The organism is Amnibacterium soli (assembly GCF_039544415.1).
GTDB classification, from domain to species: Bacteria; Actinomycetota; Actinomycetes; order Actinomycetales; family Microbacteriaceae; genus Amnibacterium; species Amnibacterium soli.
The window spans coordinates 770,253-794,516 of record NZ_BAABLP010000001.1 but is presented as its reverse complement, the minus strand read 5'-3'; the positions used below and the strand labels follow the sequence as shown (position 1 = coordinate 794,516).

The 24,264-nt window shown below is 74.3% G+C and carries 26 protein-coding genes and 1 pseudogene; 7 read left to right on the top strand and 20 right to left on the bottom strand.

The features are described from left to right. Positions 1-283: 283 nt before the first annotated feature. Positions 284-1,585, bottom strand: coding sequence for a tyrosine--tRNA ligase (gene tyrS, locus ABEA53_RS03930; protein ID WP_345479647.1), 1,302 nt, complete (start codon positions 1,583-1,585; stop codon positions 284-286). 127 nt (positions 1,586-1,712) lie between these two features. On the opposite strand from tyrS, the gene ABEA53_RS03925 reads away from it, so the two are divergent. Further along, a complete protein-coding gene (locus ABEA53_RS03925; RefSeq protein WP_345479646.1) occupies positions 1,713-2,315 on the top strand; it encodes a DNA-binding protein in 603 nt (200 codons plus the stop codon). A gap of 10 nt (positions 2,316-2,325) precedes the next feature. Beyond that, a complete protein-coding gene (locus ABEA53_RS03920; protein WP_345479645.1) occupies positions 2,326-2,886 on the top strand; it encodes a hypothetical protein in 561 nt (186 codons plus the stop codon). Between the two features lie 9 nt (positions 2,887-2,895). On the opposite strand, the gene ABEA53_RS03915 is transcribed toward ABEA53_RS03920, so the two are convergent. The 9 genes from ABEA53_RS03915 to ABEA53_RS03875 form a co-directional block, all read right to left on the bottom strand. Further along, positions 2,896-3,534, bottom strand: coding sequence for a DNA-3-methyladenine glycosylase (locus ABEA53_RS03915; RefSeq protein WP_425550592.1), 639 nt, complete (start codon positions 3,532-3,534; stop codon positions 2,896-2,898). Next, the gene (locus ABEA53_RS03910; RefSeq protein ID WP_345479643.1) at positions 3,531-3,704 is read right to left on the bottom strand and encodes a hypothetical protein; all 174 of its coding nucleotides are present in this window, start codon (positions 3,702-3,704) and stop codon (positions 3,531-3,533) included. The genes ABEA53_RS03915 and ABEA53_RS03910 overlap by 4 nt, the downstream gene beginning before the upstream one ends. Further along, positions 3,701-5,140 (bottom strand): argininosuccinate lyase, encoded by a 1,440-nt coding sequence (gene argH, locus ABEA53_RS03905; RefSeq protein ID WP_345479642.1) that lies wholly within the window; start codon positions 5,138-5,140, stop codon positions 3,701-3,703. The genes ABEA53_RS03910 and argH overlap by 4 nt, the downstream gene beginning before the upstream one ends. A 12-nt stretch (positions 5,141-5,152) precedes the next feature. After that, positions 5,153-6,076 (bottom strand): ornithine carbamoyltransferase, encoded by a 924-nt coding sequence (argF, locus tag ABEA53_RS03900; protein ID WP_345479641.1) that lies wholly within the window; start codon positions 6,074-6,076, stop codon positions 5,153-5,155. 134 nt (positions 6,077-6,210) lie between these two features. Further along, entirely contained in the window at positions 6,211-7,392 is a 1,182-nt protein-coding gene (locus ABEA53_RS03895) for an acetylornithine transaminase (protein ID WP_345479640.1), read from the bottom strand. Next, positions 7,389-8,297 (bottom strand): acetylglutamate kinase, encoded by a 909-nt coding sequence (gene argB, locus ABEA53_RS03890; RefSeq protein WP_425550588.1) that lies wholly within the window; start codon positions 8,295-8,297, stop codon positions 7,389-7,391. Before argB ends, ABEA53_RS03895 begins: the two co-directional genes overlap by 4 nt. Further along, positions 8,294-9,448: a bifunctional glutamate N-acetyltransferase/amino-acid acetyltransferase ArgJ gene (argJ, locus tag ABEA53_RS03885; RefSeq protein ID WP_345479639.1), complete on the bottom strand. Its 1,155-nt coding sequence runs from the start codon at positions 9,446-9,448 to the stop codon at positions 8,294-8,296. The genes argB and argJ overlap by 4 nt, the downstream gene beginning before the upstream one ends. After that, positions 9,445-10,488 (bottom strand): N-acetyl-gamma-glutamyl-phosphate reductase, encoded by a 1,044-nt coding sequence (gene argC, locus ABEA53_RS03880; RefSeq protein WP_345479638.1) that lies wholly within the window; start codon positions 10,486-10,488, stop codon positions 9,445-9,447. Before argC ends, argJ begins: the two co-directional genes overlap by 4 nt. Before the next feature lie 96 nt (positions 10,489-10,584). Further along, positions 10,585-11,070, bottom strand: coding sequence for an FBP domain-containing protein (locus ABEA53_RS03875; RefSeq protein WP_345479636.1), 486 nt, complete (start codon positions 11,068-11,070; stop codon positions 10,585-10,587). A 167-nt stretch (positions 11,071-11,237) separates the two neighbouring features. On the opposite strand from ABEA53_RS03875, the gene ABEA53_RS03870 reads away from it, so the two are divergent. Next, positions 11,238-11,708, top strand: a complete 471-nt coding sequence (locus ABEA53_RS03870) for a GNAT family N-acetyltransferase (RefSeq protein WP_345479635.1) — start codon at positions 11,238-11,240, stop codon at positions 11,706-11,708. A 73-nt stretch (positions 11,709-11,781) separates the two neighbouring features. On the opposite strand, the gene pheT is transcribed toward ABEA53_RS03870, so the two are convergent. Both pheT and pheS read right to left on the bottom strand, forming a co-directional pair. Next, positions 11,782-14,286 (bottom strand): phenylalanine--tRNA ligase subunit beta, encoded by a 2,505-nt coding sequence (pheT, locus tag ABEA53_RS03865; protein ID WP_345479634.1) that lies wholly within the window; start codon positions 14,284-14,286, stop codon positions 11,782-11,784. Continuing rightward, a complete protein-coding gene (gene pheS, locus ABEA53_RS03860) occupies positions 14,283-15,323 on the bottom strand; it encodes a phenylalanine--tRNA ligase subunit alpha (protein ID WP_345479633.1) in 1,041 nt (346 codons plus the stop codon). The genes pheT and pheS overlap by 4 nt, the downstream gene beginning before the upstream one ends. A gap of 130 nt (positions 15,324-15,453) precedes the next feature. Here pheS and ABEA53_RS03855 point away from each other — a divergent pair, with 130 nt between their 5' ends. Continuing rightward, a complete protein-coding gene (locus ABEA53_RS03855) occupies positions 15,454-15,951 on the top strand; it encodes an SRPBCC family protein (RefSeq protein WP_345479632.1) in 498 nt (165 codons plus the stop codon). 317 nt (positions 15,952-16,268) lie between these two features. Further along, positions 16,269-16,769, top strand: a pseudogene (locus ABEA53_RS03850) (EamA family transporter); the annotation flags it as partial. 62 nt (positions 16,770-16,831) lie between these two features. Here ABEA53_RS03850 and ABEA53_RS03845 read toward each other — a convergent pair. The 6 genes from ABEA53_RS03845 to infC form a co-directional block, all read right to left on the bottom strand. Further along, entirely contained in the window at positions 16,832-18,043 is a 1,212-nt protein-coding gene (locus ABEA53_RS03845; RefSeq protein WP_345479631.1) for an RNA polymerase sigma factor, read from the bottom strand. 4 nt (positions 18,044-18,047) lie between these two features. Further along, on the bottom strand, positions 18,048-18,476 hold the full coding sequence (locus ABEA53_RS03840) for a YciI family protein (protein ID WP_345479630.1): 429 nt from the start codon (positions 18,474-18,476) through the stop codon (positions 18,048-18,050). Between the two features lie 105 nt (positions 18,477-18,581). Beyond that, positions 18,582-19,370, bottom strand: coding sequence for a TrmH family RNA methyltransferase (locus ABEA53_RS03835; RefSeq protein WP_345479629.1), 789 nt, complete (start codon positions 19,368-19,370; stop codon positions 18,582-18,584). 123 nt (positions 19,371-19,493) lie between these two features. Next, the gene (gene rplT, locus ABEA53_RS03830; RefSeq protein ID WP_345479628.1) at positions 19,494-19,877 is read right to left on the bottom strand and encodes a 50S ribosomal protein L20; all 384 of its coding nucleotides are present in this window, start codon (positions 19,875-19,877) and stop codon (positions 19,494-19,496) included. A 27-nt stretch (positions 19,878-19,904) separates the two neighbouring features. Further along, positions 19,905-20,099, bottom strand: coding sequence for a 50S ribosomal protein L35 (gene rpmI / locus ABEA53_RS03825; protein WP_345479627.1), 195 nt, complete (start codon positions 20,097-20,099; stop codon positions 19,905-19,907). Then, entirely contained in the window at positions 20,099-20,728 is a 630-nt protein-coding gene (gene infC, locus ABEA53_RS03820) for a translation initiation factor IF-3 (protein WP_345479626.1), read from the bottom strand. Before infC ends, rpmI begins: the two co-directional genes overlap by 1 nt. A gap of 343 nt (positions 20,729-21,071) precedes the next feature. On the opposite strand from infC, the gene ABEA53_RS03815 reads away from it, so the two are divergent. Further along, entirely contained in the window at positions 21,072-21,434 is a 363-nt protein-coding gene (locus tag ABEA53_RS03815) for a DUF1844 domain-containing protein (RefSeq protein ID WP_345479684.1), read from the top strand. An 83-nt stretch (positions 21,435-21,517) separates the two neighbouring features. On the opposite strand, the gene ABEA53_RS03810 is transcribed toward ABEA53_RS03815, so the two are convergent. Beyond that, the gene (locus ABEA53_RS03810) at positions 21,518-22,570 is read right to left on the bottom strand and encodes an LLM class flavin-dependent oxidoreductase (protein ID WP_345479625.1); all 1,053 of its coding nucleotides are present in this window, start codon (positions 22,568-22,570) and stop codon (positions 21,518-21,520) included. Between the two features lie 70 nt (positions 22,571-22,640). Between ABEA53_RS03810 and ABEA53_RS03805 the strand changes: the two genes are divergently transcribed. Beyond that, the gene (locus tag ABEA53_RS03805) at positions 22,641-23,297 is read left to right on the top strand and encodes a pentapeptide repeat-containing protein (protein ID WP_345479623.1); all 657 of its coding nucleotides are present in this window, start codon (positions 22,641-22,643) and stop codon (positions 23,295-23,297) included. A 110-nt stretch (positions 23,298-23,407) separates the two neighbouring features. Here the strand turns inward: ABEA53_RS03805 and budC are convergent, their stop codons facing one another. Then, positions 23,408-24,178, bottom strand: a complete 771-nt coding sequence (gene budC, locus ABEA53_RS03800) for a meso-2,3-butanediol dehydrogenase (protein WP_345479621.1) — start codon at positions 24,176-24,178, stop codon at positions 23,408-23,410. Between the last annotated feature and the right edge of the window lie 86 nt (positions 24,179-24,264).

Here is a 24,264-nt window from a genome sequence, read left to right as displayed (position 1 = left end):
CATCACCCACCGGACTCGCATCCGACAGCCTGAGGCGTCTCGATCGCTTCACCGCCCTGCCCGCCGGAAGGATCCGTCGGGGTGAGGTGCCGGTGAGGCTGTCAGGCTGTGGGCGGAGAGACCGACTCGGCCCGACGGTGTCGGTCCGGCTCTTGCTCATCCGCGGCGTCGCGCTGACAGGAGAAGACATTACGTCGCTCGTCGCCTGCTCGCAACTCGCACGAAACATTCGGGTGTGTCGTGCATGCGTCCGGGGCTCCGGACAGGGTGCGCGGCTGCGTCGTCAGGCGCGGACGAGGGCCGCGAGGGTGCGCTTGCCCCGGCGCAGCACGACGAAGCGACCGTGCAGCAGGTCGGGCTCCCCCAGCACCGCGTCCGCGTCCTCCACCCGACGGTTGTTCACGTAGACCCCGCCCTGGGCGATCGCCCGGCGCGCGTCGCCGTTCGACTTCGCGAGGCCGGAGGCGGCGAGCAGGGCGTCGAGGCGGTCGCCGGGCTCCCCGTGCGTCCGCGGCAGCTCGGTGATCGCGGCCTCGAGGGTGCCGGCGTCGATCGCGCCGAGCTCGCCCGTGCCGAAGAGCGCAGCCGACGCGTCGCGGGCGGCGTCCGCCGCGGGGTCGCCGTGCACGAGCGCGGTCACCTCCCACGCGAGGCGGCGCTGCGCCTCCCGCAGCCCGGGCCGGTCCGTCTGGGCGAGGTCGAGCTCGTCGATCTCCGCGCGGGTGAGGAACGTGTAGGCCTTCAGCCGGTCGACGACGTCGTCGTCGGTCGTGTTCAGCCAGAACTGGAAGAACGCGTACGGGCTGGTGAGCACCGCGTCGAGCCAGATCGCGTTGCCCTCGCTCTTGCCGAACTTCGTGCCGTCGCTGTTGGTGATCAGGGGCGTGCCGATCGCGTGGACCGCCTTCCCCTCCACCCGGTGGATCAGGTCGATGCCGCTCGTGAGGTTGCCCCACTGGTCGCTGCCGCCCGTCTGCAGCACGCACCCGCGCGACCGGAACAGCTCGAGGAAGTCGTAGCCCTGCAGGATCTGGTAGCTGAACTCCGTGTAGCTGATGCCGGCCTCGGAGTTGAGGCGGGTGGAGACCGCGTCCTTCTTCAGCATCGTGCCGATGCGGTAGTGCTTGCCGACGTCGCGCAGGAAGTCGATGGCGGACAGGCCCTCGGTCCAGTCGAGGTTGTTCACGACCTCGGCGGCGACCTCGCCGTCGAAGTCGAGGAAGCGCGCGACCTGGTCGGCGATCAGCCGGACGCGGTCCGCGACCTGCTCCTTGGACTGCAGCACCCGCTCCGCGGTCGGCCGCGGGTCGCCGATGAGTCCCGTCGATCCGCCGACGAGCCCGAGGGGCCGATGACCGGCGAGCTGCAGCCGGCGCAGCACGAGCAGCTGCAGCAGGTTGCCCAGGTGCAGGCTCGGCGCGGTGGGGTCGAAGCCGCAGTAGGCGGTGATCGAGCCCGAGGCGAGGACGGCGGCGAGCGCCTCCTCGTCCGTCGACACCTGGACGAGGCCGCGCCAGCGCAGCTCCTCCCAGAGGGACGGGAAGCCCGGATCGTTGTGCTGGCGGGCGAGAGCGGTCGACGGCACGCGTCGACGCTAGCAGCGGGCGGATGGGCGCCGGCAGCGGCCGGAGGCGCAGCGCGACAGGGGTCGGGAGGCCCCAGTCAAGCCTGCATGCTTGTTCCGCACGAGACAAGGCTGTAGGCTTGACGGCATGTTCGTGTGCACCGTCGACCAGATCGACAGCCGGGGGACGGACGACGACGCCGTGGCCCCGATCCTCGCCGATCGCGCCGTGTGGCGCGCCCGCGGCGCGGTGCTCGGACCGGACCGGACCGCCGGCGACGAGTTCCAGCTCGTGTTCGAGGACGCCGCAGCCGTGCTGCCGGCGGCGCTCCGGCTGCGGCGCGAAGGCCCGTGGAGCGTCGGCATCGGCGTGGGCGGCGTGCGCACGCCCTTCCCCGCCACCACCGGTGAGGCCCGCGGCGACGGGTTCCTGACCGCGCGCGCCGCGGTCGACGCCGCGAAGCGGACGCCGCACCACCTGGCCGTCGTCGGACCGGACCCCGCCGCCTCCGAGGGCGTGACCGCGCTGATCGGCCTGCTGCTCGAGGTCCGCTCCCGCCGGTCGCCGGAGGGGTGGGAGGTCGCGGACCTGCTCGAGCAGGGCCTGTCGCAGGCCGCCGTGGCCGAGCGCCTCGGCGTGACCCCGCAGGCGATCAGCCTGCGCGCCCGCGCCGCGGCGGTGCGGCTCGAGCGGGAGGCGCTGCCCGCGCTCGTGGCGGCGCTGGCCGCTCTCGACGCACCCGCGCCCTAGCATCGCCCGGGTGAGCTACGTCGGGCCGGCCTGGATCCTCTACGCCCTCGGGTGGTTCCTCTTCGTCGTCTGCCCGATCGCGACGGCCGTCGTCGCGGTGCTCGCGTGGCGCAGGCCGACGCGCGTGCTGACCGTGCTCGCGGTCGCCCTGATCCTGGTGACGCTCGTCGTCGCGGCGATCCTGCCCGAGGGCGCGCCCGCCGTGGTGGTGGCGATCACCACCGTGGCCGCGCTGCTGATCGCGACCGCCGGCGGCAGCCCGGTCGTGCGGCTGCTGCTCGACCGCACGACCTTCGACGAGCGCGAGGGGGTGCACGGCGGCATCGTCGTCGGCGAGCGCGAGCTGCTGCGCGGCGGCGAGGTCATCGGCCTGCTCGAACGGCTCGCGGTCGCGGGCGCGATCATCGCCGGGTTCCCGGAGGCGCTGGCGGTCATCATCGCCATCAAGGGCGTCGGGCGGTTCACCGAGCTGGACAACGGCGCCGTCCGCGAGCGCTTCATCGTCGGCACCCTCGGCAGCTGGATCTGGGCCGCCGCCGCGGCCGGGCTGGTGCTGCTCAGCCGCTCCTGAGCCGTCGGCTCACCCGGCTGCGCGGCGTCGCGGCACCGCCCTGCGGTACTGCGACACCGTCGGATCGTCCGTGATCCAGAACCGCCACGGGAAGGCGCTCGCGTCCCCGCCCGGTCCGGAGACCCCGACCCGCGGGCCGGTCGCGACGGCGGCCGCCGGCAGCGGCTCCCCCGGGCGGAGCGCGAGGTCCCCCTCCCCCAGCAGGTCCGCGCCGCCGTCCGCGAGCGCGATGCCGAGCGCGGAGGCGAGGCGCGCGGGTCCGCGGGCCAGGTCGACGTCCTTGCGGGCGGCCGCGCGCCGGGAGCGCGCGAGCTCGAGGCCGTCGACGACCTCCCCGCCGCGCAGCAGGACGCCGCCGGCGGTGCCGGGCGCGCCCGTCACGACGTTGGCGCAGGTGTGCATGCCGTAGGTGAAGTACGTGTAGAGCCGGCCGGCCTCCCCGAACATGACCGCGTTGCGCGGCGTGCGGCCGCGGTGGGCGTGCGAGCCCGGGTCCTCCCCCAGGCCCGAGTACGCCTCCACCTCCGTGAGCCGCACGGCGACGACCCCCTCCGGTGTCGCGTGCGTCAGCACCGCGCCGAGCAGCAGCGGCGCCACCTCGACGGCGTGCGCCTCGAGCGCGGCGCGGTCGAACCCGGCCACGGTCAGCGCGAGGGCAGGCTGAAGAGGATCCCGTTCACGGCGGCGTAGACGAGCCCGACGACCACCACGACGACGGCGAGCGCGACGATGCCCCGGATCACCCACGGGTTCGAGGTGCGCGCGCCCTCGCGGTCGGCGAAGCGGCCCGTGCGGCGCCCCGCGCTGCGCGGGCTCACGGCAGCGCCGCCCGCACGACGCGCACCTGCTCGGTGAGCGACGCGAGCTGCTGCCGCACCCGGTCGGGCGCGGTGCCGCTCACGCCCGTGCGGCTGGCGACGGAGCCCTCCGCGGACAGCACCGAGCGCACCTCCGGCGTCAGGGACGGCGAGACGCGCTGCAGCTCGTCGTCGTCCAGGCCGTCGAGGCCGACGCCGCGCGCCTCCGCCGCCGACACGAGGGCGCCGGTGATCTCGTGCGCGTCGCGGAAGGGCACGCCCTGCTTCACCAGCCACTCGGCGACGTCCGTCGCGAGCGAGTAGCCCTGCGGCGCCGACTCCGCCATGCGCGCGGTGTCGAACCGCAGCGTGGCGATCAGCCCCGTCACGGCGGGCAGGAGCGTCTCGAGCGTCGCCACCTGGTCGAAGACCGGCTCCTTGTCCTCCTGCAGGTCGCGGTTGTACGCGAGCGGGAGGCCCTTCAGCGTCGTGAGCAGGCCGGTCAGGTCGCCGACGAGGCGGCCCGCCTTGCCGCGCGCCAGCTCCGCGATGTCCGGGTTCTTCTTCTGCGGCATGATCGACGACCCCGTCGACCAGGAGTCGTGGAGGCGGGCGAACCCGACGTCGCGCGTCGACCAGAGGATCACGTCCTCCGCGAGCCGGGACAGGTCGACGCCGATCATCGCCGCGACGAAGGCGAACTCGGCCACGACGTCGCGGGCGGCGGTGCCGTCGATCGAGTTCTCGACCGTGCGGGAGAAGCCGAGGCGCTCCGCGACGAGCGCGTCGTCGAGCCCCAGGCTCGAGCCCGCGAGCGCGCCCGACCCGTACGGCGAGGCGTCCGCGCGGCGGCCCCAGTCGCCGAGCCGCTGCAGGTCGCGGACGAGCGGCCACGCGTGGGCGAGCAGGTGGTGCGCGAGCAGCACCGGCTGGGCGTGCTGCAGGTGGGTGCGGCCCGGCAGGATCGCGCCGAAGTTCGCGTCGGCCTGCGCGGCGAGCGCGTCGATCAGGTCGATCACCTGCAGCCCGATCACGCGCACGTGGTCGCGGAGGTAGAGGCGCACCAGCGTCGCGATCTGGTCGTTCCGGCTGCGGCCGGCGCGCAGCCGGCCGCCGAGCTCCGGGCCCGCCTCCTGCAGCAGCGCCTGCTCGAGGACCGCGTGCACGTCCTCGTCGTCGGGCCCGGGGACCAGCGAGCCGTCGGACACCTGTGCGTCGATGCGGTCGAGCGCCGCGTCGAGGGCGGCGCGGTCGTCGGGGGTGAGGTACCCGCCGGCCGCGAGCGCCTCCGCGTGCGCCTTGGAGCCCGCGATGTCGTAGTGCGCGAGCGCCCAGTCGAAGTGCGTGGAGCGCGACAGGGCCCGCAGCGCGTCGGAGGGGCCGTCGGTGAACCGGCCGCCCCAGAGGGAGCCCGCGACGGTGCCCGCGGTCGGATCGGCGTTCGGCTGGTCGCTCATCGTCGGATCAGCCTAGGCGTGCTCGAGCAGCCAGATCAGGAGCGCCTTCTGGGCGTGCAGGCGGTTCTCCGCCTCGTCCCAGATCACGCTCTGCGGGCCGTCGATGACCTCGGGCGCCACCTCGTAGCCGCGGTCGGCCGGGAGGCAGTGGAGGAACAGGGCGTCGGCCGCCGCCGTCGCCATCAGCTCGGGGGTCACCTGGTACGGCGAGAGCGCCTCGATGCGCACGGCCTTCTCGTCCTCGCGCCCCATCGACACCCACGTGTCGGTGACGACGACGTCGGCCCCGGCGATCGCCTCCGCGGGGTCGTTCGTCAGCCGCACCGAGCCGCCGGTGGTGCCCGCGATGCGCTCGGCGTCGGCGACGACCCGCGGGTACGGCGCGTACTCGGTCGGGAACCCGATGCGCACGTGCATGCCGGCGGTCGCACCGGCGAGCAGGTAGCTGTGCACCATGTTGTCCGCGCCGTCGCCGACGAAGGCCACGGTGAGCCCGGCCAGGCGGCCCTTGTGCTCGCGGATCGTGAGCAGGTCGGCCAGCAGCTGGCAGGGGTGGAAGTCGTCGGACAGCGCGTTCACGACCGGCACGGTGGTGCCGGCGGCCATCTCCTCCAGCCCGGCCTGCCCGTACGTGCGCCAGACGATCGCGGACACCATGCGCTCGAGCACGCGCGCGGTGTCGGAGGGGGTCTCCTTGCCGCCGAGCTGGCTGTTGGCCGTCGAGATGATCAGCGGGCTGCCGCCGAGGTCCGCGATGCCGACCGCGAAGCTCACGCGGGTGCGCGTGGAGGACTTGTCGAAGATGACCGCGACGGTCTGCGGGCCCTCGAGGGGGCGCCTGCCCCAGCGGTCGGCCTTCACCTGGACGGCGAGGTCGAGGATCTCGGCCTGCTCGGCGGGGCTCAGGTCGTCGTCTCGGAGGAGGTGGCGGGTCACCGCTCAACGCTATTCGGCTTCCGCGCAACGGCCGAATCGGCCGCTCGGGCAGCGGTACCCGGGCGGCATCGGACGAACCGGGCGCCCGGACGCCCGGGACGTCCGGAAGCGCCCGGAACCGGCACGGTCCCGTGTCAGACGGCGGCGAGGGCCGTGCGGAAGCGGTCGGTGAAGGCCGCGACCTCCTCGTCGCCGATGATCAGCGGCGGCGCGATGCGGATCGACGTCGGGTTGATCGCGTTCACGATCAGGCCCGCCTCGAGCGCCGCGGCGGCGACGGCGGGCGCCGCGTCCTGCACCGTGCCGATGCCGATGAGCAGACCGCGGCCGCGGACCTCCGTCACCACGGGCGAGCCGAGCCCCTCCACGGCGGCGCGGATCTGCCGACCGCGGCGGTCGGCGTTGCCCATCAGGTCCGCTCGCTCGATCTCCTCGAGCACCGCGTTCGCCACCGCGGTCGCGAACGGGTTGCCGCCGAAGGTGCTGCCGTGGTCGCCGCGCTGCAGCAGGTCGCTCGCCGCGCCGAACGTGACCATCGCGCTGAGCGGGACGCCGCCCGCGATGCCCTTCGCGATCGTGACCGCGTCCGGCACGATCCCCTCGTGCTGGAAGTCGAACCAGCGGCCGGTGCGCCCGACGCCGGTCTGGATCTCGTCGACGATCAGCAGCGCGCCGTGCCGCTCCGTGAGCTCGCGCGCGGCCCGGAGGTAGCCCTCCGGCAGCGGCACGACACCGGTCTCGCCCTTGATCGGCTCGACGATCAGGGCGGCGACGTCGTCGCGCATCGCCTCCGCCAGCGCCTCCACCGTCGAGTCGAGGTGCTCGACGCCCGGGACCATCGGCAGGAACGGCTCCTGCAGCGCCGGCTTGCCGGTCAGCGCGAGCGCGCCCATGGTGCGGCCGTGGAAGGCGTTCTTCAGCGCGAGGATGCGCGGACGGCCGGTGCGCCGCGCGAGCTTGAACGCGGCCTCGTTCGCCTCCGCGCCCGAGTTGCCGAAGTAGACCCGGCCCGCCTCGCCCGCGCCGGTGATGCGCTTCAGCCGCTCGGCGAGCTCGAGCTGCGAGGGGGTGGCGAAGTAGTTGGAGACGTGGACCATCAGCGACGCCTGACGGCCCGCCGCCTCGACCACCACGGGGTGCGCGTGGCCGAGCGAGTTCACCGCGATGCCGCCGAGGAAGTCGAGGTACTGCGTGCCGTCCTCGTCCCACACCCAGGCGCCCTCACCGCGCACGAGCAGGCGCAGCGGCGGGGCGTAGCTCGCCATCAGGTCGCGGGCGTGCCGCTGCTGCCAGTCCGTCGTCGTCGCTGTCGTCATGCGGGGACCACCTCCGTGCCGATGCCGCTGCCCGTGAACACCTCGAGCAGCACGGAGTGCGGCACGCGGCCGTCGATCACGGCCGCCTTCGGCACTCCGCCGACGACCGCTTCGAGGCAGGCCGTCATCTTGGGGATCATGCCCGACTCGAGGGACGGCAGCATCGCCGTCAGCTCGTCGGTGGTCAGGCTGGAGACGAGGGAGTCGCGGTTCGGCCAGTCGGCGTAGAGGCCGGGCACGTCCGTCAGCACGACGAGCTTCTCGGCGCCCAGGGCGACCGCGAGCGCCGCGGCGGCGCTGTCCGCGTTCACGTTGAGCGACTCCCCCGGCCGGTCGAGGTCGGGCGCAATCGTCGAGACGACCGGGATGCCGCCGGCGTCGAGCTGCGCGAGCACCGGCGCCGGGTCGACGGCCACGACGTCGCCGACCTGGCCGAGGTCGACGGGCTCGCCGTCGACCGTCCCGGCGCGGCGGCGGCCGCCGAACAGGCCGCCGTCCTCGCCCGAGATCGCCGTGGCGATCGGGCCGTGCAGGTTGATCGCGCCGACGAGGTCTCGGCTGACGACGCCGGTGAGCACCATCCGCACGACGTCCATCACCTCGGGCGTCGTGACGCGGTAGCCGCCGCGGAACTCGCTCGCGATGCCGAGCCGCTCGAGCATCGCGGAGATCTGCGGGCCGCCGCCGTGCACGACGACCGGCCGCACGCCGACGGTGCGGAGGTAGACGACGTCCTCCGCGAAGGCCGCGGTCAGCGCGTCGTCGACCATGGCGTTGCCGCCGAACTTGATGACGACGACCCGGCCCGCGAAGCGGGTGATCCAGGGCAGCGACTCGATGAGCACGGCGGCCTTGGCCGCGGCCTCCTCCGGCGTGGTCGTCTGGACGGGCAGCGCGGGCGTCACGAGGAGTAGGCGCTGTTCTCGTGCACGTAGTCGTGCGTCAGGTCGTTGGTCCAGATCGTCGCGGTCGCGTCGCCCGCGTGCAGGTCGATGACCACCTGCACGGCGCGGTCCGTCAGGTCCACGAGGGTGCGGGGCTGGTCGGGCTGGCCCGCGCGGCAGACCTGCACGCCGTTCATCGCGACGTCGATGCCGAACGGGTCGAAGGCCGCGGACGTGGTGCCGACGGCGGCGAGCACCCGGCCCCAGTTCGGATCGTTGCCGAACACCGCGGCCTTGAAGAGGTTGCTGCGGGCGACGGCGCGGGCGACCTCGACGGCGTCGTCCTCGTCGGCCGCGTGCAGCACCTGGATGGCGACGTCGTGCGCCGCGCCCTCCGCGTCCGACTGCAACTGCAGCGTCAGGTCCTGGCACACCTCGGTCAGCAGCGCGGTGAACTCGTCGGCGTCGGGCACCACGCCCGAGGCGCCGGAGGCCATCAGTGTCACCTGGTCGTTCGTCGACATGCACCCGTCGGAGTCGAGGCGGTCGAACGTCACGCGGGTCGCGGCGCGCAGCGCGGCGTCGAGGTCCTCGGACTCGAGGTCCGCGTCGGTCGTGATCACGACGAGCATCGTGGCGAGCCCCGGCGCGAGCATGCCCGCGCCCTTGGCCATGCCGCCGACCGTCCAGCCGCCCGAACCCCGCCGCAGCGCCTGCTTGGAGCGGGTGTCGGTGGTCATGATCGCGCGGGCCGCATCGGCGCCGCCCTCGGCGGTCAGCGCCGCGGCGGCGCGGTTCACGCCGCCCACGACCTTCGTGGAGTCGAGCTGCTCGCCGATCAGCCCGGTCGAGCAGACGAGCACGTCGCCCGGCGACAGGTCGAGGGCGCGCCCCGCCGCCTCCGCCGTCTCGTGCACGACCTGGAAGCCGAGCATGCCGGTGTAACAGTTCGCGCCGCCGGAGTTCAGGACGATCGCGGACACGACGCCGTCCTTGATCACCTGCTTGCTCCAGATGATCGGATTCGCGGTGCAGCGGTTGCTCGTGAAGACGACCGCCGCAGCGGCGGACGGACCGCGGTTGACCACGACCGCCAGGTCGGGCCCCTCGCCCGACCGCAGGCCGGCCTCCACGCCGGCGGCCTCGAACCCTGCTGCTGCGGTGACGCTCATGGTGCCGTTCCGTCGATGGGGAGGCCCGCCGACTCCGGCAGGCCGAGTGCGATGTTCGCCGACTGGATCGCCGCGCCCGCGGTGCCCTTGACGAGGTTGTCGAGCGCCGCGACGACGACGAGCCGCCGAGCGGCCTCGTCCACGCCGAGGCCGAGCAGCAGCCGGTTCGCGCCGATCGTGTGCTCGACCGCGGGGTACCGGCCGCCGGGCAGCACGTGCACGAAGCGCTCGTCGCCGTACGCCTCCTCGTACACGGCGCGGAGGCGGCGCTCGTCCGCGTCGGGCGCGAGGGTGGCCGTGCAGGTCGCGAGGATGCCGCGCGCCATCGGCACGAGCACCGGGGTGAACGAGATCGAGCCGCGCGCGCCGGTGACGAGCGCGAGGTTCTGGAGGATCTCCGGCACGTGCCGGTGGGTGCCGCCGACGGCGTAGGCGTGCGCGGATCCGAGCAGCTCGCTCGCGGAGAGGTCGGGCCTGGTGGACCGGCCGGCACCGGAGGGGCCGACGGCGAGCACCGCGACGAGGTCCTCCTGGTCGACGAGGCCCGCGGCCACCGCCGGCGCGAGCGCGAGGCTCACCGCGGAGGCGTTGCAGCCGGGCGCCGCGATGCGCTTGGCGCCGACGAGCGCGTCGCGCTGCTTCCCCGTCGCCGTCGGCAGCTCGGGGACGCCGTAGGCCCACGCGCCGTGCCAGTCTCCCGGGTAGAACGCGTGCCAGTCGGCCTCGTCGGTCAGCCGGTGGTCGGCGCCCGCGTCGACGACGAGCACGTCCTCCGGCAGCTGCGCCGCGAGCGCGCCGGACTGCCCGTGGGGCAGCGCGAGGAACACGACGTCGTGGCCGGCGAGCACCTCCGGCGTCGTCTCCTGGAACACGAGGTGCGCGGCGGAGGCGAGGTGCGGCTGCACCTCGCCGACGGTGCTGCCGACGCTCGAGTGGCCGGTGACGGTGGCGACCTCGAGGTCGGGGTGCTGCGCGAGCAGCCGCAGCAGCTCGCCGCCCGCGTAGCCGCTGGCGCCCGCGACCGCGACCCGCAGTGCCATTGGGGAAGCGTACCGACGCCGACCCCGCGCCTCCTGCGGGCTCCCGTCCCTCCGTTCCGCAGGACAGGACGTCCTGCGGAACGGAGGGGCCCGGCGTCAGGCGAGGACGGCCGCCGCGAAGCCGGCCGCACGGTCCTGCAGCGTGCGGATGCGCTCCTGACGCGCGGCCTCGACGTCGAAGCCGAGGTAGGCGACGGGCGGCGTGCGGCGCACGTTGTGCGAGCACTGGATGGACTCGCACACGAGCACGCCCACGGTGTCGCCCTTGCGGCCGGCGGCGCCGGCCCGCTTGGCGGTGTACAGCACGACGTCGTTCGGCAGGCGCACGTCCTGGCACCAGGAGCACTGGGCCCGGGCACGCGGCGACGCCTCCGCCTGCCGCAGCAGGACGCCGACGACGCCGTCCGCGGTCGGGACGACGACGTACGCGCGCTTCGCAAGCTTCGGGTCGCGCCAGCCGAGCAGGTCGATCCGGTCCCACTCGAGATCCGGGAAGGAGGGAGGCAGGGTCAGGTCGGACACCTCTTTGCGCGTCGTGTTCACGAACGACGCACGGATGGTGCCCTCGTCGAGGGAGAGCAATGTCGAACCGATCGGTCGAGGCGCGCGGACGCGCGCCGGATGGGTGAGGGTGTCGTCAGGAGGCGGACGGCCCTCTGCCGCCGGCTGCAGCGCCGACGACCTCCTTCCCGTGGTTCACGGCGTCCATTCTGCTCCTGCCGCGCAGGTGACGCGAGGAGAGTGGGCCGATGACGAAGCCCGTGGAGGTCCGAGCGCCGCGGTCGGACGAGCTGCGCGCGCTGGCGCGGCTGAAGATCGAGTGGGCCGGCATCGACCCGGCGCCCGACAAGGCGGCGGAGTGGGCCTACGCCGACGACCTCGCCGTGTGGATGGACCGGATGGGCGACCGCGTCGTCTGCCGGGTCGCCGTCGCCGGGGGCGAGCTGATCGGGATGGCCTGGCTCGTCGTGTTCGAGCGCGTGCCCGACTTCCTCGACCGCAAGCGGCGCACGGGCGACGTGCAGAGCGTCTACGTGGTGCCGACGCGTCGCGGCCACGGCGTCGCCCAGCTGCTCATCGGAGCGATCTGCGCGGAGGCCGACCGTCGCGGCATTCCGCCCACGACAGTGCGCTCGAGCGCGCCCGGCGTGCCGCTCTACGAGGACGCGGGCTTCACGAGCGCGCCGACCCTCCTCGACCGGCAGGCGCCGACGCCCTGACTCCCGCACGACCCGGGCGTGCACGGATCCGGTGATCCGGTCGAAGCCGACCGGATCACCGGATCCGTGGAGGTCACTCGCGGAGGGAGGCCCCGGTGCGCTCGGTCGCGACCGCGACGCCCGCCTGCTTGGCGGCCGTCGCCTCCTTCGCCGTGAGCGTGCGGTCGGCCGCGCGGAAGCGCAGCGCGAAGGTGAGCGACTTCGCCCGCTCGGGCAGTCCGCTGCCGCGGTAGTCGTCGACGAGCTCGATCGCCTCGAGCAGCCCGCCCGCACCGGCGACGAGCGCGTCGCGGACCTCGCCGGCGGGGACCTGCTCGTCGACGACGAGCGAGACGTCCTGCGTCGCCGCCGGCATCGCCGAGATCGGCGCGAACTCGATCGCCGCGGGCGCCGCAGCGATCAGCGCGTCGACGTCGAGCTCGACGGCCGCGATGCGGCCGGGCACGTCCTCGACCGAGCCGGGCAGCAGCTCCCCCGCGACGCCGACGACGACGTCGCCGACGAGCACCTCGGCCGCCCGCGTGGGGTGGTAGCCGGGCGGGGTCGCCTGGCGGAACCGCACCTCGGCGCCCACCGCGGCCGCCGTGCGCGCGGCGGCGTCGGTCGCGTCGCGCCAGTCGACCGGCTCGGCGGCGACGCCGGGCTGCTTGGCGACGCGGTCGCCGGTGAGTACCACCGCGACGTGGACGGGCTGGGGCGGCAGGTCCTCCGCGAGGCGCATGAGCAGCTCGGGCGCCGGGCGCGCGCCGATCGGCGGCAGCTCGGCGGTGCCGTAGGAGGCGCCCTCGACCGGCAGGAACACCGAGCCGAGCTCGAACAGCGCGACGTCGGTGCGGCCGCGCGCGCGGTTGCGGCGCACGGCGTCGAGCAGACCGGGCAGAAGGGAGCGGCGCAGCAGCGGCGCGGAGGCGTCGAGCGGGTTCGCGACCCGCATCGACGGCCCGGGCCCGTACGCCTCCTGCTGCGCGGCGGACACGAGCGGGTACGACTGCACCTCGAAGCCGCCGCCGGCTGCGAGCACGGTGCCGATGGACCGGCGGAGGCGCTGCGGGCGCGTCAGGCCGCGGCCCGGGGGCGCGACGGGCAGCACGGAGGGGATGCGGTCGTAGCCGGCGATGCGGACGACCTCCTCCACGACGTCGACGGACTCCAGCAGGTCGCGGCGCCACGTCGGCGGGAGGACCAGCAGGCCCTCCTCCCCCGGCTGCACGGTGCAGCCGAGCGCCTCGAGGGCGGCGACGGTCTCCGCCTCCGTCACCTCCGCGCCGGTGCGGCGCAGCACGGCGCCGTCGGGCAGCAGCACGGGGGCCGGGGGCTCGGCCTCGTCGAACCAGGTCTGGCCGGGGTCGGCGGTGCCGCCCGCCAGCTCGACGAGCAGGTCGACGGCCCGCTGCGCGGCGGCGCGGGCGACGGCGGGGTCGACGCCGCGCTCGAAGCGGCGGCTCGCCTCCGACGGCAGCTTGTGGCGCCGGGCCGTGCGGCCGATCGACACCGGGTCGAAGTTCGCGGCCTCGATGACGACGTCGGTCGTCGTGCCCGAGATCTCGGTCGCCTCGCCGCCCATCACGCCCGCGAGGCCGATGGCTCCGCTGCCGTCCGTGATGACGAGGTCCTCGGCGTCGAGCGTCCGCTGCTGGCCGTCGAGCGTGGTGAGCGGCTCCCCCGGCTTCGCGCGGCGGACGCCGAGCGGGCCGTCGAGCTTCGCGAGGTCGTACCCGTGCAGCGGCTGCCCGAGCTCGAGCATCACGTAGTTGGTGACGTCGACCGGCAGGGAGATCGAGCGGACGCCCGCGAGGCGCAGCCGGCTCGCCATCCACCGCGGGGTGGGCGCGGCCGGGTCGACGCCGCGGACGACGCGCGTGACGAAGACGGTGCAGCCGGCACGGCCGCGGATCGGCGTCGCGTCCTCGACGACGACCGGCACGGCGCCGTCGTCGGTCGCGGGCGGCGTCACGGCGAGCGCCGGGTCGCGGAACGCGGCGCCGGTGGAGGCGCCGTACTCGCGGGCGATGCCGCGGATGGAGAGCGCGTAGCCGCGGTCCGGCGTGACGTTGATCTCGACGGCCGCGTCGTCGAGCCCGAGCAGCGCGATCGCGTCGGTGCCCACCTCCGGGTCGAGCCCGATCTCGGTGAGCCGCAGGATCCCGTCGTGCTCCTCGGAGAGGCCGAGCTCGCGCGACGACGCGATCATGCCGTCCGACACGTGCCCGTAGGTCTTGCGCGCGGCGATCGGGAAGGGGCCGGGCAGGACCGTGCCCGGCAGCGTGACGACCACCTTGTCGCCGACGAGGAAGTTGCCGGCGCCGCAGACGACGCCGCGCACCGCCTCCCCGCCGTCGGCCGCCCGCTGCCCGTCGGGCGCGACGCGCACGGAGCACCAGCGGATCGTCTTGCCGTTCTTCTGCGGCTCGGGCGTGAACTCGAGCACCTCGCCGACGACGACCGGCCCGGTGATCTCGCCGCCGTGGACGGTCTCCTCCTCGAACCCGACGCGCACCAGCGCGGCGTGCAGCGCCTCCGGCGTGGTGCCGGCGGGCAGGTCCGCGTACTCCGCGAGCCAGCTGATCGGGATCCTCACTTCGCCACCAGACCCCACTGCCCGGAGAACCGGACGTCGCCCTCGATCATGTCCCGCATGTCGCTGAGGCCCTCGGCGAACTGGAGCGTCCGCTCGATGCCCAGGCCGAACGCGAAGCCCTGGAACTCCTCCGGGTCCAGCCCGGCCGCGCGCAGCACGTTCGGGTGGACCATGCCGCAGCCGCCCCACTCGATCCACCGGGCGCCGCCCTTGGCGTTCGGGTGCCACACGTCCATCTCGGCGGACGGCTCGGTGAAGGGGAAGAAGTTGGGGCGGAGGCGGATGCGGGCGGCCTCGCCGAACATGCGGCGCGCGAGGTGCTCGAGCGTGCCCCGCAGGTGCGCCATCGTCAGGCCGCGGTCGATCGCGAGGCCCTCGAACTGGTTGAACACCGGCAGGTGCGTGGCGTCGATCTCGTCGGTCCGGTACACCCGGCCCGGGGCCAGCACGTAGAGGGGCGCCCCGCGCTCGATCAGCGACCGCACCTGCACCGGAGAGGTCTGCGTGCGCATCACGAGGTGCGCGCCGACCGGCTCGACGAAGAGCGTGTCCTGCGGGCTGCGCGCGGGGTGGTCGGGGTCGATGTTCAGCGCGTCGAAGTTGAACCACTCGTGCTCGAGCTCGGGGCCTGCGGCGATCTCCCACCCCATCGAGAGGAACGCGTCCTCCACCGTCTCGCGCACGATCGTCAGGGGGTGGCGGGCGCCAGGACGCTGCCGCACGGGCGCAGCGGTGACGTCCACCCGCTCGGCCTCGAGCAGCGCGGCCCGCTCGACCTCCGCGAGCACCGCCTCCCGGGCCGCCACGGCGGCGTTCACGCGCCCGCGCGCCTGGCCGACGAGCTTGCCCGCGGCGGGCTTCTCGGCGGGAGGCAGGTCGCGGAGGGCCGCGTTCAGCCGGGCGAGCGCGGAGCCCTCCCCGGTGTGCGCGATGCGGGCGGTCTTCAGGGCGGCGGTGTCGCCGGCGGCGTCGATCGCGGCGAGCGCCGCCTCGACCGCGGCGGACACCGACTCCTCGGTGGGCAGGGCGTCGGACACGGTGGACGATCCTACGGAACGCGCTCGCGCGGCCTCCGCACCCGCCGTCGTCCCCCGAACGGCGCCTGTGCACCGCGGCCCGGGTCGGGCACCATGCATCCATGCGATCCGCCGCTCCGAACACCCTCTCGTGCTGATCCGACGTCCGCACGTGGGCCCCTCGGTCACCGTGCTCGCCCGCTCCCCGCTGCCGCCCGCCGTGGCGCTGGCCCGCATGGCCGCCTACCCGATCCCGGCGATGTTCGTCGGCGACCGCGTGTTCCCGGCCGTGCGGCGCGTCGAGCCCGACGTCGCCTGGGACCACGTCGGGGCGTCCCGCGTGCACCACCTCGCCGACGGCGGCACGGTCACCGAGACGATCGTCGAGTGGACGCCCGGCAGCTCGTTCGCCTACGAGCTGGTCGGCTTCACCGACGTGTTCGGCCGGCTCGTGCACGGCCTGCGCGGCGAGTGGTCCGCGGCGCCCGACGGCGACGGCTCGATCCTGCGCTGGACGTGGGAGTTCGCGCCGCTGCCCCTCCGCCGCCGCCTCATGGCCCTCGTCGTCGGCCCGCTCTGGCGCCGCTACTCGCAGCGCATGATCACCACCGTGACCGCGGAGATCTCGAAGGCGCCGGTCGGCGCCTGACGCCCCCGGGTCCGGTTGACTGGACCCCCGTGACGGTGGTGCTGCTCGGGCTCGTCTCGGCCCTGCTCTACGGCGTCTCCGACTTCTTCGGCGCGGTCGCCTCCCGCTCCCGGCCCGCGACCGGCGTCGCGTTCGCGGCGCTCGTCGTCGCGGCGGTCGCCGTGGTGCCCGCGTTCTCGCTCGTCGACTCCGCCTGGTCCGCGTCGGCGGTCGTGCTCGGGGCGCTCGCGGGCGTCGCGGCCGGCGTCGGCGTGCTGCTGCTCTACGCGGCGCTGGCCGCCGGGCCGGTGGGCTTCGTCTCCCCCGTCGTCGCCCTGATGAGCGCCGTCCTGCCAGCCCTGTGGTCGTTCGCGACCGGCGAGCGCACGAGCGGCTGGGCCCTCGCGGCGCTCGGCGCGATCGTCGTCGGCGGGGTGCTGATCGGGGCCGAACCGGACGCCGGGCTGCGCCCGCATCGGCGCACGGTCCTGCTGACACTGGTGACCGGACTCGTGTACTCGGCGTACTTCGTCTTCATGGACGCGACCCCCGCCGACTCGGGCGCCGTACCGATGCTCAGCGACTCGGTCGCCGCTGCGCTCGTCGTGGGCGCGATCCTGCTCGTCGGCGGGAGGCGGTCGCGGGCCGGTGGGCGGCCGACGAGCCGCGAGTGGACGCTGATGATCGCCGCCGGCCTGACGCAGGGCGTGGCGACCGTGATGCTCGTGGTCGCGCTGCACCTGCCGGGCCTCGCCGTCGTCGCCGCGCTCTCGGCGCTCTACCCGGTCACGACCGTGGGGCTCGCGGTGCTCGTGCTGCACGAGCGCCTGCGGGTGCGGCACGCGGCCGGCTCGCCCTCGCGGTCGCCGGGGTCGCCGCGCTCGCGCTCGCCCGCGGCTGATCAGCCGACGGCGGCCTTCGCGAGCAGCACGGCCCGCGTGCGCTCGTTCGACGTCAGCGCGGCCGCCTGCTCGAGCGCCTCCCGCGCCTCCGAATGGCGGCCGAGCCGGAGCAGCAGCTCGCCCCGCACGCTCGGCAGGAGGTGGCTCGAGCCCAGCACCCCGCGGGCGGCGAGCGCGTCGACGAGCGCGAGGCCCGCCTCCGGCCCCTCCGCCATGGACACCGCCACGGCGCGGTTCAGCTCGACGACCGGGTTCGGGGTCAGGCGTCCGAGCGCGTCGTACAGCGCGACGACGCGGGGCCAGTCCGTCGTCGCGACGGAGGCGGCGATCGCGTGCTGCTCGGCGATCGCCGCCTGCAGGGCGTAGGGCCCGCGGCCCCGCCCGAGCGCGTCCGCCCGGGCGAGCGCGGCGGCGCCCCGGCCGATCTGCGCGCGATCCCAGCGGGTGCGGTCCTGGTCCTCGAGCAGCACCGGCTCGCCGTCCGGGCCGCGCCGGGCGGCGAACCGCGACGCCTGCAGCTCCATCAGCGCCACCAGGCCGTGCACCTCCGGCTCGCGCGGCACCAGGCCCGCGAGCACCCGGCCGAGCCGCAGCGCCTCCGCCGCGAGGTCCGGGCGCATCCACTCCGCACCGCTCGTCGCCGCGTAGCCCTCGGTGAAGACGAGGTAGACCACGCCGAGCACGCCGCCGAGCCGCCCGCTCCACTCCGCCGGGTCCGGCGTCTCGAACGGGACCCCCGCGAGCGCCTTCTTCGCGCGGGTGATCCGCGCCTGCACCGTCGGCACCGGCACGAGCAGCAGCCGCGCGATCTCCTCCGTCGTCAGCCCGTTCACGACGCGGAGGGTCAGCGCCACCTGCGACTCCCGCGACAGGCGGGGCGAGCAGGCGATGAGGACGAGCCGCAGCACGTCGTCGCCGACCGGCTCCCAGTCCTGCTCGGCCGTCTCCGCCAGGTCGTGCGCGATCGCGCGGTAGCGGTCCTCGAGGCGCTCGCGCCGCCGCCAGCCGTCGATCGCCCGGCGCTTCGCGACGGCGGTCAGCCAGGCGCCCGGGTTGCGGGGCGTGCCCGAGACCGGCCACTGCTCGACCGCCTCGAGCAGCGCCTCCTGCGCCAGGTCCTCCGCGAGGCCGAGGTCGCCCGTCATCCGCGCGAGCGTCGCCACGATGGGCGCGCTCTCGATGCGCCAGACGGCCTCGACCGCGGAGGTCACCGGCTCACTCCTGCCGCGCGGCCTCGGCCTCGCGCCAGCCGATCTCCTTCTGCAGGTACTCGTTGTCCTCGTGCCCGGCGAAGTCGGTCTCGTCGGTGACGCGGCGCACCTCGATCTTGTTGCCGGCGGTCAGCGGCGCGCGCTTCGCCCACTCGACCGCCTCCTGCTTCGTCGCGGCCTGGATGGTCCAGAAGCCGTTGAACAGCTCGTGGGCCTCGCCGTAGGGGCCGTCGGTGACGATCGGCGCCTCACCGGTGAACTCGACGACCGCGCCCTGCGCGGCGTCGCTGAGGCCGTCGCCCGCGAGCAGCACGCCCGCCTCGATCATCGCCTCGTTGTACTTCCCCATCGCGGTGATGACGGCGTCGAAGTCCATCTCCTCGAACCGCTCCTGCGAGCCGCTGTTGCGCATGATCAGCATGTACTTGGGCATGGTGTCCTCCTGGACGGTTCTCGGGCGCCGGTCGCGCCTCCCTGCCTACACGTCGAACGGGGCGCAGCGGGATCGACATCGCGCAGTCGTCCCTGCGCGAGGATCTCAGCGGCGGTGGGCGAAGGCGGAGGCGTAGAGGCAGACGGACGCGGCGGTCGCCAGGTTCAACGACTCCGCGGCGCCGTAGATCGGCACCGCGACCGTGCGGTCGGCGGAGGCCCGCGCCTCGGCGGACAGCCCGTGCGCCTCGTTGCCGAACAGCCAGGCCGTGGGCTTCGACAGGTCCGCGTCGGGCAGCGGTTCGCCGTGCATGTCCGCGGCGAGCAGCTCGAGGCCCGCGCCGCGCACCGCCTCCGCCACCGCGCCGAGGCTCGCTCCCGTCGCGACGCGGAGGTGGAACAGCGACCCGGTCGTGGAGCGCACGACCTTCGGGTTGTACGGGTCGACGGAGCTGCCCGTGAGGATCACCGCATCCGCGCCGGCCGCGTCGGCGACGCGGATGATCGTGCCGGCGTTGCCCGGGTCGCGGACCTCGTCGAGCACGACGACGAGGCGGGGCGCCTCCTCGAACAGGTCGCGGAGGCGCACCGGGGTCTGGTGCGCGACGGCGAGCACGCCCTGCGGCGTGCGGGTGTCCGCCATCGCGGCGATCACGGCGTCGGACACGAACTCGACGTCGATGCCGGCCGCGGTGGCCGCCTCGGCGATGTCCGGGTGGCGCTCGAACCCGTCGGAGGTGAAGTACAGCTCCTCGACGGTCTCCGCGGCATGCGCGATCAGCTCGCGGACGACCTGGGGCCCCTCCATGAGGGCGAGCCCGGTCTCCTCGCGCTCGGGGCGCTGCTTGAGGCGGGCGACGCGCTTGACGGTCGGGTTCTTCGTGGACTCGATCACAGGCACTCCATCAGCGGGGTCTCCATCAGCGGGGTCGGGCGGAGGTCGGGCGGGCGGTCGCCGCCGCCGGAAAGCGAACGAGCCCGGCCGATCGGCCGGGCTCGTTCGTGGTGGTGCTGGGCGTCAGGCCGTGGCGGGCGCCGACGTGTCGGCGGGCAGCGCGGCCTTCGCGGTGGCGACGAGGCCCGCGAACGTCGCGGGCTCGTTGACCGCGAGCTCCGCGAGGATGCGGCGGTCGACCTCGACACCGGCCAGGTTCAGGCCCTGAATGAAGCGGTTGTACGTCAGGCCGTTCGCGCGGGACGCGGCGTTGATCCGCTGGATCCACAGGCGGCGGAAGTCGCCCTTGCGCTGACGGCGGTCGCGGTACGCGTAGACGAGGGAGTGGGTGACCTGCTCCTTCGCCTTGCGGTAGAGGCGCGACCGCTGACCGCGGTAGCCCTCGGCGCGCTCGAGGATGACCCGACGCTTCTTCTGCGCATTGACTGCGCGCTTGACTCTCGCCATTTGCTTACTCCTTCAGGCTTCGTCGGGCTACTTGCCGAGCATCTTCTTGATCTGCTTGGCCTGCGGAGCGGCCACCTCGGAGGGGCCGGTCAGGCGGCGCGTGAGCCGGCTGGGCTTCTTCTCCTGGTTGTGCCGCATGCCGGCCTGCGCCTTCATGACCTTGCCGCTGCCGGTGATCTTGAACCGCTTCTTGGCGCCCGAATGGGTCTTCTGCTTCGGCATCACTGCTCCTGGGATGTCGGGGCTTCCACGGCATCGGTGGATGCCGCGTCGTCGTTCTGGTTCCGGGCGGCAGCGCGCTTCGCGTTCTGCTCCGCCTTCGCGTCGACCTTGCTCTTCACGGGGCCGATGACCATGACCATGTTGCGGCCGTCGATCGTGGGGTTGGACTCCACGTTGCCGAACTCGCGCACGTCCTCCGCGAAGCGCGCCAGCAGGCGCACGCCCTGGTCGGGGCGGGACTGCTCGCGGCCGCGGAACAGGATCATGGCCTTGACCTTGTCGCCGTCCTTGAGGAAGCCCTCGGCGCGCTTGCGCTTCGTCTCGTAGTCGTGCGAGTCGATCTTCAGGCGGAAGCGGACCTCCTTCAGGACCGTGTTGGCCTGGTTCCGTCGCGCTTCCTTGGCCTTCTGCGCCGTCTCGTACTTGAACTTCCCGTAGTCCATGATCTTGACCACCGGGGGACGGGAGTTCGGCGCGACCTCGACGAGGTCGAGGTCCGCCTCACGGGCCAGCCGGAGGGCGGTGTCGATCGGGACGACGCCGACCTGCTCGCCGGCGGGTCCGACGAGTCGGACCTCCGGGACACGGATCTTGTCGTTGGTACGGGGATCGCTGATGCGGTGCTCCAAACAGTCGGTTGCTTCTCCGGCGGGGCGCACGACGCGTCCCGCCACTGGGTTCAACCGGCGGCCGGGCAGAGGGATTCCTCGGCGGGCAGCCCGGACACCGGTCCGCCCGTCGTTCACTGCACCCCGACGCTCCGGAACCCGGAGGGAGGTGCTTCGACCTCGCTGCCCTTCGGTGAAGGCGGGCAGGAGGTGGGATCGCTCCACTTCGCACACCGGACAGAAGCCCGGAACCGCAGCATCGTACCAGAGCCGCGGTGGCGACGGCGAGCCGGGTCCGCGCGGGTGCCACCCGGCCGTGCGGGAGGATCGAGCCGTGAGCGACTACCGATTCTCCGCGGACGACCTGCCGGGCGAGGCCGAGGCCGCCGACTCCCCCGACGAGCTCGCCGATGCGACCCGCGACATCGCGGACGTGCCGGCCGTCGAGGTGATCGGCGCCGCCGTCGTGCACCTGATGAGCGCGGCCGCAGTGAAGTGCGGTCTCGCCGACGACCCGGCGACCCAGACGGACCTCGACGAGGCCCGGAAGCTGATCACCTCGCTGGCGGGGCTCGTGACCGCCGCGGCGCCCGAGATCAGCGACTCGCACGCGCGCCCGTTCCGCGACGGCCTCCGGAGCCTGCAGCTCGCGTTCCGCGAGGCCTCCGTCGTGCCCGACCCGATCGGCAAGGGCCCGGGCGAGAAGTGGACCGGCCCCGTCACCTGAGCGCTTCAGCAGGACGGAACGCCGTCAGCAGGACGAATCGGCCCGATTCGTCCTGCTGACGGCGTCCTGTCCTGCTGTCGTGCTCAGCCGGCGGGCTGGAGGGCGCGCTCGTCGGGGTGCACCCAGCCGATCGCCGGAGCGACGTGCTTCGCGATCGTCTCGAGCAGGTGCGCGTTGTAGGCGACGCCGAGCTGGTTCGGGATGGTGAGCAGCAGGGTGTCCGCGGCCTGCACGGCCGCGTCCTTCGCGAGCTCCTCCGCGAGCCGGTCCGGCTCCCCCGCGTAGGTCTTGCCGAAGCGGGCGTTGCCGCCGTCGAGCCAGCCGACCTGGTCCTCGGAGTTCCGCTCGCCGCCGAAGTACATGCGGTCGATGTCGCTCGTGATCGGCATGACGCTGCGACTGACGGACACCCGCGGCTCCCAGTCGTGACCGGCGGCCCTCCAGGCGTCGCGGTAGAGCTGGATCTGCTCGGCCTGCAGCTCGTCGAAGGGCACGCCCGTGTCCTCGGTGAGCAGCGTGGACGACTGCAGGTTCAGCCCCTGCTCGGCGACCCAGGTCGCCGTCGCCCGCGTGCCGCTGCCCCACCAGACGCGGCGGGCGAGGCCCGCCGACTGCGGCTGCACGGCGAGCGGCTGCGAGACGCCCGTCATGCGCGGGTCGGAGGCGACGACGCCCGCGCCGTCGATCGCCGCCATGAAGATCTCGAGCTTGTGGCGCGCGAGGTCGGCGTCGCTCATCCCCTCCGGCGGCACGAAGCCGAAGGCGTGCGCGCCGTTGAGGGCGGGCTCGGGCGACCCCCGGCTCACGCCGAGCTGCAGCCTGCCGCCGGAGATCTGATCGGCGACGCCCGCCTCCTCCGCCATGTACAGCGGGTTCTCGTACCGCATGTCGATGACGCCGGTGCCGAGCTCGATGCGCTTCGTCCGCGCGGCCATGGCGGCGAGGAGGGGGAAGGGCGCCGACAGCTGCGGCGCGAAGTGGTGGACGCGCACCGACGCGTTGTCGATGCCGATCTCCTCCGCGGCGACCGCGAGCTCGATCGTCTGGAGCAGGGTGTCCGCCGCGGTCACCGTGCTGGACCCGACGGTCGCGCCCCAGTGCCCGAACGACAGGAAGCCGATCCGTTTCGTAGACATGTCAACCACTCTACGCCTCGGCCCCCTCGGCCGGAAGCGCTGCGTCGGCACGAGCACCTAGCGTGACCGGGTGCCGAAACGCGACGCGACGTCCCCGCGCCTCTCCCCCGTCGTGCTCTCCGACCTGCTGGACGGCGACGCCGAGTCGCTGCGGCGCGGCGGGCGCTTCGACGGGCTGCGGTTCGCGGACCTCGACGCGGCGGGCGCGGACCTGGGCGGCTCCGTGCTCGACGAGTGCCTGCTGCGGTCGGTGGTGCTCGACGACGCGGTGCTCGACGGCGCCCGGATCGTGGACACCGTGCTCGACGGGGTCACCGCGACGGCCCTGCGCGCGGCCCGCGTCGTCCTCCGCGACGTGCGGCTCGAGGGCTGCCGGATCGGCGCCGGCGAGTGGTTCGCGGCCGAGCTCACCCGCGTCGAGCTCGTCGGCTGCCGCATCGACTACCTCGCGCTCGCCGACGCGCGGATCGAGGACGTCCGGTTCCGCGACTGCACGATCGGGGACCTCGACCTGCGCGGCGCGACGGTGAAGCGGACGGCGGTCGTCGACTCCCGGGTGCGCGAGCTGTCGGTCGGGGGCGCCCGCCTCGAGCACCTCGACCTGCGCGGCGCCGACCTCGACCGGATCGACAGCGCCACGCACCTGGCCGGCGCGATCGTCTCGACGGACCAGCTGCCGCGGTTCGCCCCGCTGCTCGCGGAGGCCCTCGGCATCACCGTGCTCTGACCCCGTGCGCGGATCCGCAGTTCCCGGCCCACGCGCCGCGCTCCGGTCCTGCGGCACGGCGTGTCGCACCGGAACCGCGGATCCGCGGAGGAACTGCGGATCCGCGGGCGTCAGCGGGGCTGGCCGGTGGAGGCGGAGGTGCCGCCGTCGACCGTGAGCACGGAGCCGGTGATGTAGCCGGCGTCCGCGCTCGCGAGGAACAGCACGGCCGGCGCGACGTCCTCCGGCAGGCCGGGGCGGCCGAGCGCGATCCGGTCGAGGAACGGTGCGAGCGCGTCGTCGTCGGCGCCGACGCCCGCGGTCATCTCCGTCTGCGTGAAGGCGGGGGCGACGGCGTTGACCCGCACGCCGCGGCCGCCGAGGTCGAGCGCCAGGGACTGCACGAACCCGACGACGGCGTGCTTCGTCGCGTTGTAGGCCGCCTGGCCCCAGTCGCCGTACAGCCCCGACACGCTCGCGACGGCGATCAGCGTGCCGCGCGACGCCTCGAGGTGCGGCACGGTCGCCTGGGCGAGGTGGAACAGCCCGTCCACGTTCGTGCGGCGCAGCGCCTCCCACTCCGGCACCGCCAGGTCGGCGAGCTCGCCCGAGGCGTAGCCGGCCGCGTTGCTGACGACGACGTCGAGCCCGCCGAACGCCTCGACCGTGCGCCGGACGATGCGCTCGACGTCGGCGGGCGCCCCCACGTCGCCGGGCACGGCGAGCGCCCGGCCCGCGGGCGCCGCGGCGACGAAGCGCTCCAGCGGCTCGGTGCGACGGCCGCTGACCGCGACCCGGGCGCCGTTGTCGAGGAACGCCTGCGCGATCGCGAGGCCGATCCCGCTGCCGCCGCCGGTGACGAGCACCGCCCCGTCCTCGACCGCGTACCGGTTGACCGTCATGACGCCTCCTCGACTCCGGAGGCGATCCTGCCCGACGGCGCCCGAGCACCCCCTCCGACCGGCCAAGCTCGTCCCATGGCTCGAGA

Excerpts from the sequence above, each read along its gene's own strand:
- rpmI (WP_345479627.1), bottom strand. The coding sequence starts at position 20,099 with ATGCCGAAGCAGAAGACCCATTCGGGCGCCAAGAAGCGGTTCAAGATC.
- argC (WP_345479638.1), bottom strand. The coding sequence starts at position 10,488 with ATGGCACTGCGGGTCGCGGTCGCGGGCGCCAGCGGCTACGCGGGCGGC.
- budC (WP_345479621.1), bottom strand. The coding sequence starts at position 24,178 with ATGACGGTCAACCGGTACGCGGTCGAGGACGGGGCGGTGCTCGTCACC.
- ABEA53_RS03840 (WP_345479630.1), bottom strand. The coding sequence starts at position 18,476 with ATGCCCAAGTACATGCTGATCATGCGCAACAGCGGCTCGCAGGAGCGG.
- ABEA53_RS03895 (WP_345479640.1), bottom strand. The coding sequence starts at position 7,392 with ATGACGACAGCGACGACGACGGACTGGCAGCAGCGGCACGCCCGCGAC.
- ABEA53_RS03925 (WP_345479646.1), top strand. The coding sequence starts at position 1,713 with ATGTTCGTGTGCACCGTCGACCAGATCGACAGCCGGGGGACGGACGAC.
- rplT (WP_345479628.1), bottom strand. The coding sequence starts at position 19,877 with ATGGCGAGAGTCAAGCGCGCAGTCAATGCGCAGAAGAAGCGTCGGGTC.
- ABEA53_RS03810 (WP_345479625.1), bottom strand. The coding sequence starts at position 22,570 with ATGTCTACGAAACGGATCGGCTTCCTGTCGTTCGGGCACTGGGGCGCG.
- argJ (WP_345479639.1), bottom strand. The coding sequence starts at position 9,448 with ATGAGCGTCACCGCAGCAGCAGGGTTCGAGGCCGCCGGCGTGGAGGCC.
- argH (WP_345479642.1), bottom strand. The coding sequence starts at position 5,140 with ATGAGCGACCAGCCGAACGCCGATCCGACCGCGGGCACCGTCGCGGGC.
- ABEA53_RS03870 (WP_345479635.1), top strand. The coding sequence starts at position 11,238 with ATGACGAAGCCCGTGGAGGTCCGAGCGCCGCGGTCGGACGAGCTGCGC.